This is a genomic window from Microcystis aeruginosa NIES-4325 (assembly GCF_008974145.1).
GTDB classification, from domain to species: Bacteria; Cyanobacteriota; Cyanobacteriia; order Cyanobacteriales; family Microcystaceae; genus Microcystis; species Microcystis aeruginosa_G.
Genome location: NZ_BJKP01000054.1, coordinates 1 through 12,286, shown reverse-complemented (window position 1 = coordinate 12,286; position 12,286 = coordinate 1). Strand labels below are relative to the sequence as shown.

Below are 12,286 nucleotides of genomic sequence, written 5' to 3'. Positions count from 1 at the left end.
TCTCTACATAATCAATTACTTTTTTTCTCAAGTCTAGGCTATAGGACATTTTTCTGTATGGGTTGCTTGTTTTTCCTTATTTTAACCTATTTTTTACTTGTATCATACTTATTTGAAATGACTATAACTGCATAAGGTTTATTGCTAACAGTTTTAGCCCAACAGTCCCCAATTTTTCAAGACCCCTTTAACAGAAATTAACATTTATACAGAAAACGGGTTTCTAAATAGGCGTTTGCAGAAAACGGGTTTCTAAATAGTTTCTCAAAGAAACCCGTTTTCTAAATAGAAACCCGTTTTCTTGGGCGACAAACCAGAATTATTCAGGTTTGATTAACTGATTTAAATAGTCCTGAAAATCTGAGATTGAGTCAAGAGTAATCGCTTGTCTGTGGAGATTTTTCAGAAGAGAAGTGTCTTGAATTTGGCTAATCTCATCAACCAGTTCCGAAGGCACATTCTCAAAGCGAATCTCAAGGGCATCAATGACAGATTCTCGAGCTTTTTGAATCATCCCCTTTTCCATTCCCATTCTTTCAACACTGGTAATATAAGGCATTCTTTTTTCCTCCTCGTACTGATTTAATTCCTGTTGAAACTCTTGTTCTAATTCAGTGGGTAAGCTCATCAACCAATCGATAAACTTAAAGAGGTTGATAATATCCTCTCGTTGATAACCCTGTTCGTACAACCGTTTAGTTAATGCTAATTTCGCTTCTTGGCGGGGGAGATGGGAGAATAAATAAAGGCAATATACTAACTCCTGACTCCTAACTCCTGACTCCTAACTCCTAACTACTGATAACTGTTTACTGATAACTGAAAAGTTTCGCTAATCTTTAGATAAATTGCGAGAAACATACCAAGTAAAACCACCGCCGATAACTGCCATAACTGCTAAAGCTAATAGTACCGGTCGGAGTCCGAATTGAGTTTCGGCGATACCCGCGACAGCTAAGGGTAAAGAGAGGGCAATATTAACGGCATTGTTTTCTAAACCAAAGACTTTACCGCGCATTTCGGGGGGTGTATCTGCCTGTAGGGTAGTTTGCATGGGAACCCCGACTAAAGCGGCAAAAATCCCTAATAAAGCGGTCATAGCGAAGGCTAAAATTAAACTCTTTGTGGCTAGAGATAAACCGATTAAAGCTGCCGCCATACCCAGGGAACCCCAGAGACTTAATTGGGTGTGGGAGAATTTTTGGCCCCAATAACCCAAAGTAATCGCACTAACTGCCATTCCTGCACCACAGGAGGCTAATAAAAAGCCGAATTGAGAAGCTTTTAACCCGGGTAGTTTTTCCGCCATACTGACGGCTAATACCGATAGAGCTGCAAAAATACAGAATAAGATGACTAATTGAATTAGAGCGTTACGAACTTTATGATTTTTGTTGAGGTAACGAATGCCGTCGCGGATATCTTGCCAAACATGGGGCTGTTCTGCGGTAGGAATAATATATTTTTCGTTAGTTCGCAGGATAATTAGAATTAAACCAGCAATTATATAAAAAGCACCGACAATCATCACTTTGCCAATATCAAATTGTCCGGCTCTCGTGCCGAAAATGCTATCGGCAAAAGCTAATACTGGTTCACCGATGGCAAAACCGATAATTAATACCGCCATGGTGGTTAAAGTGTTGAGGGAATTAGCTGGTAGAAGATGACGACGTTTTACTACTAATGGCAGGGTTGATTGTTCGGCGGGGGCAAAAAATTGGGTTAAGGTGGAGACAAGAAAAGTAATGACTAACAACAGGAAAAAACCGAAGGGTAAGTTAAATTCTCCCTGTAGTCGGTAATGCCAATTTCTTAAACCGTCAGGCAACCAACCGAGGGGAACGGCTAAAGTTTGCTCGCGAACTAACCACAATAATAGGGGAATGAGGAGGACAAAAGCCCCGCGTAAAAGGTTAGAAATAACTAAAACTTGTTTTTTTAGCCATCTATCAACATATACACCTGCTACTGAACCCACTAATACTGCTGGTATTGTATTAGCAATCATTATTGCTGATACCCAGCCACTAATTGACTGATCGGCTTTTTGGTAATGGGTGGCAATTAGGGAGATCATCAGGACTAAATAGAATTTATCCGCTAATTGGGAAAAAATTCCCCCCGCCCAGAGAATGAGAAAGCGCGGGTTTTTTAGCACTGGGGCAAAACCCTGACTAGGATTAGATTGGGGCGCACGTTTAGGCAAGCGGTTCATGGTTTCTGCGTCGGATTGCCTCGATGAGGGATCGGAAGAATTAAAAACAGGAGTGGGGGAGTCGCTAGGAATTGCGTCGTCAGTTTCTGAGTCAAACAGTTGCATTATGTTGATTTTTGCTATCTGTTTAAAATTCTAAGGGAGATAAACCCTCAACTAATGCCGAGGAGCGAAAAGTTTTTCCCAGATGGTACTGAGTATAGCGGCGCAACAGGCGATCGAGGTTAATCCAAGCTAGTTCTGAGGTAAGGTTTTCTTCTGGGGAAAAGTCTGTTTTTCCTAGGCATTGCAGTAATTGCAGTTCTTGCAACGTCAGTTTACTATCGATTTTGGGCGGGTTGATTGTTTCTGTCAGGGCGGCTAGATCTATTATTCCCCCTGCCTCGAAACTAAATCCTAGGGAATTATCCCCAATTAAAGCTTTTCCCGTCAACAGGCAGTTATGGACTTGCGGCACTAAGCCGGCAATTATTAAGAAATGAAAAATTGCTTGACAAAGGTAGGGAAGTATGTATTGATTCTCGTCGAGGACTTCAATTCTGGCCAGATGGCCGCAGATTAATTCGTATAATTCCCTCTGGGGTTGTTCGCTCAGTGCGATCGCCAAAACCAGTTCGCAGAGGTATTGACTAACGGTGAGTTTGGCGAGATTTTGACTTAATTTGGGATAAGACTGGATAGTTTCGGCTTGAACGACCTTATCTAGGGATTTTCCGGCGACTATCAACAGATTATTGACCACAAATAGTTCACTTCTACCCCGGAGGGAAGATTTATACTTGCGCGCACCAGGGGCAATGGCTCTAATTAAACCATACTCGGGGGTCAAAATAGTTAAGAGGCGATCGGCTTCTCCGAAGGCCATTCCTTGCAGATTGATTCCAGTAGCTTGATAGGTACGAGACATCATTTAATAATTAACTAGCTAATTGTCTTCCCAAAAAGACTTGAGCTAATCACCAAGCAAAGGGGAATCAGTCAGGACTATGGGGGAGATGCTATGGAGGTTAGCGGACTCGAACCGCTGACATCCTGCTTGCAAAGCAGGCGCTCTACCAACTGAGCTAAACCCCCGATCTGGTTTTTAAGACACTCTCGCTATTATAACCTATAGTGAAAAATATTACAAGTAAATTTTCCCTTTGCCTGCCATGTCTTATCTAGTCGCCACTTTTTACCAGTTTGTGGCTTTGTCAGATTATCGTCAAAAACAGCCAGAAATACAAAAATACTGCCAAGAAAGAGGAATTAAAGGAACTATTCTTCTGGCAGCCGAGGGGATTAACGCAACGATCGCTGGGAACCGTCAAGCGATCGCCGAGGTGATTAGTTGGTTAAAAACCGATACTCGTTTAGCTAATCTAGAAGTGAAAGAGTCTGTTTGCGATTATTTGCCCTTTCAACGCTTAAAAATTCGCTTAAAACAGGAAATTGTGACTTTTGGTCAACCCAAGGCTAATCCTCTCGAAAAAACAGGAATTCATCTCAAAACTGAAGAGTGGAACCAATTACTGAAAGAGCCGGACGTGGTGGTGATCGATACTCGTAATAATTATGAAGTGGCGATCGGTACTTTTGCGGGAGCGCTTAACCCAGAAATCCAGCATTTTCGCCAATTTCCTGAGTATATTCAGGAAAATTTTGATAGTATTAACAATAAGAAAATAGCTCTTTTTTGTACGGGGGGAATTCGCTGTGAAAAGGCGGCAGCTTTTTTATTAAATCAAGGCTTTTCTCAAGTTTATCAGCTAGAGGGAGGTATTTTGAAATACTTAGAAGAAGTTAGTCCCGATCAGAGTCTTTGGCAAGGAGAATGTTTTGTTTTTGATCAAAGAGTGGCCCTAACAGCTAATCTAGAGGTGGGACATTATGAAATGTGTCCCGCTTGCGGTCATCCCATCGATGAAAAAGATCAACAATCCCCCAATTACCGAGCAGGAATATCTTGTCCCTATTGTAGTTAATTTTATCCTATCGTCCCGCTCTCATCTCCCTACTTTTCTAGTATCTGGTTACTTTTTCTTGCGGATTTGTGTACCAGAAATCATGTCATGAAGGGCGCGTTTTTTCTTTGTCCAGGCTACCAGTAAAAAGCCTAAATATAAGGGAGCAGTGGAGAGATATTTTAGTAAGTAGCGGCGATTGGCTCTTGCAAAAGATATGCGTCGGCCTTGGCTATCGGTGACGGATAAATCAAAAAACATTTTACCAATAGTAGCTTTTAAAAGATATTCTAGAAAAACATAATATAACCATTTAATAACTATTCCTAAACCGAGGGCGCTAAGAATGGCAATATGTTCGTGAGTAAAGTTAATTTTGGCTTGAATATTATAGATAATTGCTGCTATAAATAAAGCAAAACCGATAATTGTTGTTCCAGCTGCACTTAATCCTGCTGCATAGTAAACCCAGATTTCTTTGGGTATATCAAAATCAAGATTTAAATCTTGGAAAGTTGACCATTGTTGTAAGCGAAAACAGATATAACCACCTAATAAAGCGGCGATAGTAAGAACGATAAAAGAATCAACTAAAGAAGCTTTTAAACGGAGCCAAAAACCAGCATAACTGGGAGAAATTGTAGCGAATACAGAAAGAAGTGCAGGATTAGAAATAGAAATAATTTTAGGTTTTTCAGGAGGAGAATTTTTGGTTTTTTTAGTTTGATGGGGATTAGCTTTAATATCGGTAATAATTTTTAGCAAATTTTTGGTATTTTTAGGCCGATCAATAGGTTTTTCTGCCATTAAATTATCGACAAAATCTGCTAATCGAGAAGGGATTTTTGGCGCATATTTACGCCAATTAAATTCATTGGTATTAATATTATAAATTTTTGGATCACTGGGTTCTTTTCCAGTTAACAAAAAGACGAAAGTTTTGCCCAAAGCATAAAAATCTGATTGGGGGACAGAGTGACCACGAGATTGTTCAGGAGGAGCATATCCGGGGGTATAAATTCCCGTATTTTTGCCTCCTGCTAGGACGGTTTTAGTCACTTGTCGTGCTGCCCCAAAATCAATTAAAACTAATTGACCATCGGGTTTTAAGATAATATTAGAGGGTTTGATGTCGCGATGATAGAATTTATGTTTATGAACTTCATGGAGAATATTAGCTAACTGAGTTAACCAATCCAAAGCGAGATGATAATCAATCGGTTTAAATCCCCTTTGTTTTTGATATTCTTCTAAGTCAATACCAGCAATTTTCTCCATGACTAAACAGTGTAAAGCAGTTTGACTTTCCCGGGGATGATAAATAAAATAGTTTTCTCCTTTGGGAATACCAGGGTGATTTAATTGTTTTAAAAGATTGGCTTCCTGTTGAAATAAATCAATAGCTTTGCTAGAATCGTAGGTAAGAACTTTTAATACTTTGGGTATTTTACGTTCATCTATCACTTCATAGGTATTACCAAATCCACCTTTGGCACTCAATAAATTTGTGACTCGATATTTACCATTTAAAAGCAAGTCGGAACCACAGGATTGACAGTAACGACTCTCCGTGATACTTTTCGGTTTAGGACAATGAGGATTAATACAAAAACTCATGGATTTTATTGGTAGAGTACAAAATCAACTTGATGATGACAATATTCCTTGATATATTTAAGGTTTATTACCAAGAAAAAAACCGCGCAATCCCAAAGTTACCACGGCACTTTAAAAAGCTACAACCATGGGGATAATCAGAGATTTAAACCCTTTCAAGTCCGCAATATCTTTAACTAGGATTGCATAGTTATCTTCGACTTTTTCCAGTCGTTTATTCATTGTTTCGACTTTCTGATCAAGAGTTTTAATATCTCCTTTTATTTCTGTGACTTCCACCTTTAAATCATTAACATCTTTTTGGAGACTGTCAAATTTTTGATTAACATCTTTTTGGAGACTGTCGATTTTCTGATCCACATCTCTTTGAAGATTGTCGATTTTCTGATCCACATCTCTGTGGAGATTGTCGATTTTACTCTCGATCCTTGTCAGGACAGATTCGAGAGAATAGGTAACGGTTTCACCAGTTTGAGTCATCAGTTAAAATCCTTAGCTACAATTCGATGGCTAATTGCCTACTCTCATCTTAACCAAATATTTAAATCTTACTGAAATCGTCTAAAACTGACTGAAAGTGTTGGCTAATTTATCAGCAATTCCCTCGATCCAAATTTCATCTTGTTTAGTATAACTGCGCGGTGCATTTGCCGCCAAAATTAACACCCCTTCCTTACCGATGGGTTGACAGATTAAGCCCTGGGTGTTTTCTGGCAAATAGTCAAATTCGATTTTAGCGGGATACAAATTTAAATTAACTAAATAAACTGCTTTACCGGTTTCTAAGACTCTTTTGATAATATTACTAACTTTAACTTCAGAATTCTGGCTTAAGATACCGCGACGTAATAAAACTTGTCCCCGATAGTAAACGATCAGAGATTTTGTCACGGTGTTAGTTAAAAGTAAATGGGAAGCCCAGGCAAGCTCAATTTTAACCAGTTCTGGCACATCTGGGGCAAATTCCAGGCCTTCGCGCCCAATTAATTCCACAGCATCGGGTAAGCGGGGTTGAACTCTTTGCCAGATTAAACCCACCAAAATTAAAACCCCACTCAAAATCACTCCCATCACATCGGAACGCGCTTGCGATGGGGTTAAATCGGCAGTGGCAAAACGATTAAACATTAATACCGTACCCCCGACGATGCCGGCGAACAGGGGTAACAGTCTTAAAATACGATTGGGATCAGCTGGTGCCATAGCTGAGAACTATTCCTCGTCTGCTTCTAGAATCCGTTGAAAAAGATAGCCTGTACCTCTAGCAGTGAGAATTAACTCAGGATTGCTGGGATCATCTTCTAATTTGGCTCGTAAACGGGAAATATGCACATCTACCACCCGCGTATCCACATGACGTTCGGGAGTATAACCCCAAACTTCCTGAAGGATTTCCGATCGCGAAAAAGCTTCTCCCGATCGACTGACCAATAATTCTAGTAAACTAAATTCCATACCGGTCAGACGGATGCGTTCATCTCCCTTATAAACTTGGCGTTTATTGGTATCGATTTTAATGGAACCGATATGAATCACACCGGAACTGGGAATCCCCAGGGTGCCATTTTTCTCTACCCGACGCAACACCGAACGAATCCGCGCTTCGAGTTCTTTGGGAGAGAAAGGTTTAACTACATAGTCATCCGCACCCAATTCTAGCCCGGTAATTCGATCGGCCACATCGCCCAAAGCGGTTAACATAATGATAGGAATATCCGATTCTTTGCGGAGTTCCTGACAGACACCGTAACCGTCTAATTTCGGCATCATCACATCCAAAACCACTAAATCGGGTTCGGCGGTTCGGAAGGTTTCTAAAGCTTCCTCTCCGTCGGCGGCGGTGACGACTTCATAACCAATCATCGACAAACGAGTCTCTAAGATACGACGGATGCTGGCTTCATCATCGACAACGAGAATTTTTTCCTTCTGGTTCTCCAACTGACTTAACACTCCTTAGTTAAATAGTGTGATGAATTTTAAAGTTAAATAACGAGCGTTCCTGTTTATAGAATATCCTTTTGCCGTTATCATTAAGCCTAAATTTCCTATTTTATTTCTTTTATGGCGATTATCAATAACTTTAGGGTCTTCCTTCCCCTTTATCATACTTAATTAAATTTGACAAGAGAATTGATCCCAAAACCGCTTTTCTTCAACTTTTCTTAAAAAACATGGCGAAATCGCGAACAATATATATCTGTAGCACTTGTGGGGCGGAATCTCCCCAATGGTTCGGCAAATGCCCCAGTTGTGACACCTACGGGACGCTAGAAGAACAAGTGGTGGCTGGTGGCAATAATCCGGCGGTAAATCGCCTAGGATGGCAAAATACTCGCCCAAATAACGGCAAAGGGCAACGCAACCCGCAACCGCGCATCTCGGTTCGCTTCTCGGAAATTACCCAGTATGAACAGGAACGTTTTCCCTCTGGTTACGGGGAATTTGATCGCGTTCTCGGTGGTGGCATTGTCCCCGGTTCCCTTGTACTAATTGGTGGCGACCCGGGCATCGGCAAATCGACGCTTTTACTGCAAGTTACCAACCAACTCGCCCAAAGATTACCGCGCATCCTCTACGTTTCCGCCGAAGAATCGGGACAACAGATTAAACTACGGGCTGCCCGTTTGGGGGTGGGCGTGGTTGCCGTGGAGTCAGAAAATAATGGCAATGGCAAGGAGAAAAAAGCCTCTGAATCAACCGCAGAACTCGATAATCATCTCTATGTTCTGCCAGAAACCGATTTAGAGGAAATTTTGCGAGAATTAGAATCTTTACGCCCACAGGTAGCGGTAATTGACAGTATTCAAACTCTTTATTTTGGGGCGTTAACTTCCGCGCCGGGATCTGTCGCCCAAGTTCGCGAATGTACCTCCGCCTTGATGCAGGTGGCAAAACGGGAGAATATTACTTTATTAATTGTCGGTCATGTTACCAAAGAAGGGGCGATCGCTGGTCCGCGAGTTTTGGAACATTTGGTCGATACGGTGTTATATTTTGAAGGCGATCGCTATGCATCCCATCGTCTCTTAAGATCGGTGAAAAACCGTTTTGGGGCAACCCATGAGATCGGTATTTTCGAGATGGTGGATCACGGTTTGGTGGAAGTGGAAAACCCCTCGGAATTGTTTTTAGGCAATCGCGACGAATTTTCACCAGGTACGGCGACGGTGGTAGCCTGTGAAGGTACACGCCCGATTGTGGTGGAGTTACAGGCATTAGTTAGCCCCACCAGCTATGCTTCCCCGCGAAGATCGACTACGGGCATAGAATACAACCGATTACAGCAAATTCTCGCCGTTTTAGAAAAGCGCGTCGGCATTCCTTTATCGAAATTAGATGCCTATGTTGCCTCCGCAGGAGGGTTGGGAGTGGAAGAACCAGCGGCGGATCTAGGAGTTGCGATCGCTGTTGTCGCCAGTTTTCGCGACCGAGTTGTCGATCCGCGCACAGTTTTAATCGGGGAAGTGGGATTAGGAGGACAAGTGCGCTTAGTGTCGCAAATGGAACTAAGATTAAAAGAAGCGGCGAAATTGGGCTTTAAACGGGCGATTGTCCCCAGAGGTCAAGTTTATCCCGAAGATGTGGGCTTAGAAATTGTTCCAGTCGGCAAGGTAATCGAGGCAATTGTCGCCGCAATTCCCCCCCAGCAGCGTTTTGGGGAAGATCCGGAAGACGAGGAAGGGGAAGGGCAAGAATAACGGTACAATGCTAAAAAAGATTAAATTACTTGGGAGATTTTCACCATGTCTGTGTTAGCTGTTGCTGCTTTAGCGGGTTATCTGATCGTTTTTACCGGAATTGCCCTCGGTCTCTTTTTCGGTCTGCGCTCCGCTAAAATTATCTAGTATATAAAAGGTGTAGTGATCGGTTTAACTGATCACTATTGCCAATTCTAGGGGAGATAAAAAATGACTGTTATTCCCGACTTAAAAACTCTCTACGAAATTGATGATTCTCTCTGGTTAGAAGCAACTATAGAACTGCTCAAGGCTAAAATTTTTGAAGCGCTAGACTTAGACAACTTAATCGAGGAGTTAGAAGACTTGGGAAACGAGAAGAAGTTTCGTGTTGCTAGTTTTTTACAGCCAATTATTAGACATTGTTTATTATTACAATTTTGGACAAGGGAAAGAGAATATAACCAAGCTCATTGGCAAGCAGAGATAATAAGTTTTCAATATCAGTTAAAGCGCTATTTAACCACAAATCTTCGCAAATATCTAGAACAGGAATTTAAGCAAATTTACTTTGAGTCTGTGCGATATGTTCGTCAAAAAACTGATAATCAAGTTAACTTTCCCGATATTTGTCCCTACAGTTTAGAAGAACTTCTCGATCCTAATTGGCTACCACCTTACGAATAAAGGAGATGATAATGACTGTTATTCCCGACTTAAAAACTCTCTACGAGATTGATGATTCTCTCTGGTTAGAAGAAACCATCGAACTCTTGAAAGCGAGAAGATTTGACGCTTTAGATTTAGACAATTTAATCGAGGAGTTAGAAGATTTGGGAAACGAAAAAAAGTTTCGTGTTGCTAGTTTATTAGAGCAAATTATTAGACATTTCTTACTTCTACAGTTCTGGACAGAGGAAAGAGCATATAATCAGGATCACTGGGAGTTAGAAATAGTCAACTTTCAAATTCAGCTAAAAAGACGTTTAACCACTAATCTCTGTAATTATTTACAAAATGAATTAACTAACATTTATGAAGATGCAGTTTTCTTTGTGCGGAAAAAGACAAAAAATAAAGTTACTTTCCCCGATACTTGTCCCTACAGTTTAGAAGAACTTCTCGATCCTAATTGCCTGCCATCTTACGAATAAAGGAAATAAAAAATGACTGTTATTCCCAACTTAAAAACTCTCTACGAGATTGATGATTCCCTCTGGTTAGAAGAAACTATAGAGATGCTCAAGGCTAAAAATTTTGACGCTTTAGATTTAGAAAACTTAATCGAGGAGTTAGAAGATTTGGGAGACGAAAAAAAGTTTCGTGTTGCTAGTTTGCTAGAACAAATTATTAGACATTGTTTACTCCTACAATTTTGGCAAAATGAAAGAACATATAATCGTAGTCATCGGAGATCAGAAATTGTCAATTTCAAAAACCAGATCGACAATTATTTAACTACTAATCTCCGCAATTATCTCACTCAAGAATTACCTCGTATTTACCTATTTACCAGAAAGCCTTAAATTATGTTAGAGAAAAAACGATAATCAAGTTAGTTTTCCTGGTAAATGTCCCTACAGTTTAGAAAATCTGATCGCTCTCGATTGGTTTCCTCCAGAAAATGAATAAAGGAAAAAATGAAATGCTGAAAAAGTTTCTACGTTGGCTGATTATTGGGGGAACCTTATTTTTTGTTCTCAGCAATCTTAGAAATAACTGGGATAACGTCACCTCAGTTAGAATTGAAAATCACGGTTGGTTATTTCTTTTCTTGGCACTTGTAACCACCATTATCGCTCAAATTTGGGCAGGATGGGTGTGGACATGGATACTCAAAAGCTATCAACAACCGATTAAAACCTCCGCAGGAATTGGCATCTATATGATTACCAATTTAGGAAAATACTTACCCGGTAATATCGGCCACTTTTATGCTCGTATTGTGGCAATTAATAAAGCAGGAAGTGATTGGGGAACCGCTAGTTTAAGTGTTTTATTAGAACTTTTACTACTGATGTGTGCAGCCTTAGCCATAGCAGTTATTGGTAGTGGTTTAGGTTGGATGAAATCTGGCTCAAGTCTAGGGATACAGATATTAGTTTTAGGATTAATTTTAATCGGCATTCATCCCAAATTTTTAAACTATCCTCTCAAAATCCTTAGCCAAAAGAAAAAGATTGCTCAAGAACCTGTTTATCTAACTAAATATCCTCTCGTCCCCCTCTTGGGTGAAACTGGATTTTTATTGTGGCGCGGTGCGGGTTTTATTTTAGCTTGGATGGTGTTAAAAATGATTAACCCCGATCAGATTTTACCCCTCTTAGGAACCTTTAGTTTTGCCTGGTTATTGGGTTTAGTTGTCCCCGGAGCGCCGGGAGGATTAGGAGTTTTTGAAGCCACAGCAATCGCACTTTTAGATAAAAAAAATTTTCCCGCCGCTAACGTACTTGTCACCGTTGCTATCTATCGTTTAATTAGCATTCTCTCCGAAGTCATTGCCGCTGGAATCGGGACAAAATTAGTTAAAGATAAAGCCAAGTTTTTTAGTTAGCTTAAGGATATTATTCGGGGGTGTTAGCCCAATGTAACCCACCCAGAAGAAAAGTTTTGATCATTGTTAAGCGAAGATAATTTTCTCAACTCCTAACATCTATCTCCTCACTCCTAAATTATGATGTAATATAAAATCAATAATCAGCAAAAATATGGACACTCCCACCTAGAGAGGCCGAAAAAATGACGATTGCCAAAAGCGACGAAACTGCCACCTCTCCGGCACTGATAGAAGAAGATTTCGAGGAATTCTGGGAACCCACCCCACCCCC

13 protein-coding genes, 1 tRNA gene and 2 pseudogenes are annotated in these 12,286 nt (G+C 40.6%); 8 read left to right on the top strand and 8 right to left on the bottom strand.

Translation table 11 applies throughout. The features are described 5' to 3' along the window. Nucleotides 1-319: 319 nt before the first annotated feature. The 4 genes from MiAbW_RS18065 to MiAbW_RS18050 all read right to left on the bottom strand — a co-directional run bounded on the left by MiAbW_RS18065 (nucleotide 320) and on the right by MiAbW_RS18050 (nucleotide 3,292). A complete protein-coding gene (locus MiAbW_RS18065; protein WP_238707341.1) occupies nucleotides 320-628 on the bottom strand; it encodes a hypothetical protein in 309 nt (102 codons plus the stop codon). Nucleotides 629-832: 204 nt separating this feature from the next. After that, nucleotides 833-2,323 (bottom strand): MFS transporter, encoded by a 1,491-nt coding sequence (locus MiAbW_RS18060; RefSeq protein WP_151697225.1) that lies wholly within the window; start codon nucleotides 2,321-2,323, stop codon nucleotides 833-835. A gap of 22 nt (nucleotides 2,324-2,345) precedes the next feature. Next, a complete protein-coding gene (recO, locus tag MiAbW_RS18055) occupies nucleotides 2,346-3,128 on the bottom strand; it encodes a DNA repair protein RecO (RefSeq protein WP_151697224.1) in 783 nt (260 codons plus the stop codon). Between the two features lie 91 nt (nucleotides 3,129-3,219). Continuing rightward, a tRNA-Ala gene (locus tag MiAbW_RS18050) sits at nucleotides 3,220-3,292 on the bottom strand. A gap of 77 nt (nucleotides 3,293-3,369) precedes the next feature. On the opposite strand from MiAbW_RS18050, the gene trhO reads away from it, so the two are divergent. Further along, on the top strand, nucleotides 3,370-4,182 hold the full coding sequence (trhO, locus tag MiAbW_RS18045) for an oxygen-dependent tRNA uridine(34) hydroxylase TrhO (protein ID WP_151697223.1): 813 nt from the start codon (nucleotides 3,370-3,372) through the stop codon (nucleotides 4,180-4,182). Nucleotides 4,183-4,230: 48 nt separating this feature from the next. Here trhO and MiAbW_RS18040 read toward each other — a convergent pair whose 3' ends face one another. The 4 genes from MiAbW_RS18040 to rpaB all read right to left on the bottom strand — a co-directional run bounded on the left by MiAbW_RS18040 (nucleotide 4,231) and on the right by rpaB (nucleotide 7,719). Beyond that, the gene (locus tag MiAbW_RS18040) at nucleotides 4,231-5,778 is read right to left on the bottom strand and encodes a protein kinase domain-containing protein (protein ID WP_151697222.1); all 1,548 of its coding nucleotides are present in this window, start codon (nucleotides 5,776-5,778) and stop codon (nucleotides 4,231-4,233) included. A 111-nt stretch (nucleotides 5,779-5,889) separates the two neighbouring features. Beyond that, the gene (locus MiAbW_RS18035) at nucleotides 5,890-6,258 is read right to left on the bottom strand and encodes a polyhedral envelope protein (protein ID WP_151697221.1); all 369 of its coding nucleotides are present in this window, start codon (nucleotides 6,256-6,258) and stop codon (nucleotides 5,890-5,892) included. Between the two features lie 81 nt (nucleotides 6,259-6,339). Then, the gene (locus MiAbW_RS18030; RefSeq protein WP_151697220.1) at nucleotides 6,340-6,981 is read right to left on the bottom strand and encodes a cofactor assembly of complex C subunit B; all 642 of its coding nucleotides are present in this window, start codon (nucleotides 6,979-6,981) and stop codon (nucleotides 6,340-6,342) included. Nucleotides 6,982-6,990: 9 nt separating this feature from the next. Further along, on the bottom strand, nucleotides 6,991-7,719 hold the full coding sequence (gene rpaB, locus MiAbW_RS18025; RefSeq protein ID WP_202981367.1) for a response regulator transcription factor RpaB: 729 nt from the start codon (nucleotides 7,717-7,719) through the stop codon (nucleotides 6,991-6,993). A gap of 233 nt (nucleotides 7,720-7,952) precedes the next feature. Between rpaB and radA the strand changes: the two genes are divergently transcribed. The 7 genes and pseudogenes from radA to MiAbW_RS20805 form a co-directional block, all read left to right on the top strand. Further along, nucleotides 7,953-9,479: a DNA repair protein RadA gene (radA, locus tag MiAbW_RS18020; RefSeq protein WP_151697218.1), complete on the top strand. Its 1,527-nt coding sequence runs from the start codon at nucleotides 7,953-7,955 to the stop codon at nucleotides 9,477-9,479. Nucleotides 9,480-9,524: 45 nt separating this feature from the next. Beyond that, on the top strand, nucleotides 9,525-9,626 hold the full coding sequence (gene petL, locus MiAbW_RS18015; protein ID WP_002752397.1) for a cytochrome b6-f complex subunit PetL: 102 nt from the start codon (nucleotides 9,525-9,527) through the stop codon (nucleotides 9,624-9,626). Between the two features lie 63 nt (nucleotides 9,627-9,689). After that, nucleotides 9,690-10,145 (top strand): DUF29 domain-containing protein, encoded by a 456-nt coding sequence (locus MiAbW_RS18010; RefSeq protein ID WP_151697217.1) that lies wholly within the window; start codon nucleotides 9,690-9,692, stop codon nucleotides 10,143-10,145. Nucleotides 10,146-10,156: 11 nt separating this feature from the next. Continuing rightward, nucleotides 10,157-10,612 (top strand): DUF29 domain-containing protein, encoded by a 456-nt coding sequence (locus tag MiAbW_RS18005; RefSeq protein WP_151697216.1) that lies wholly within the window; start codon nucleotides 10,157-10,159, stop codon nucleotides 10,610-10,612. 12 nt (nucleotides 10,613-10,624) lie between these two features. Beyond that, a pseudogene (locus MiAbW_RS18000) lies at nucleotides 10,625-11,090 on the top strand (DUF29 domain-containing protein). Further along, a complete protein-coding gene (locus MiAbW_RS17995) occupies nucleotides 11,083-12,012 on the top strand; it encodes a lysylphosphatidylglycerol synthase transmembrane domain-containing protein (RefSeq protein WP_151697215.1) in 930 nt (309 codons plus the stop codon). The pseudogene MiAbW_RS18000 and the gene MiAbW_RS17995 overlap by 8 nt, the downstream one beginning before the upstream one ends. A 185-nt stretch (nucleotides 12,013-12,197) precedes the next feature. After that, a pseudogene (locus MiAbW_RS20805) lies at nucleotides 12,198-12,286 on the top strand (Uma2 family endonuclease); the annotation flags it as partial.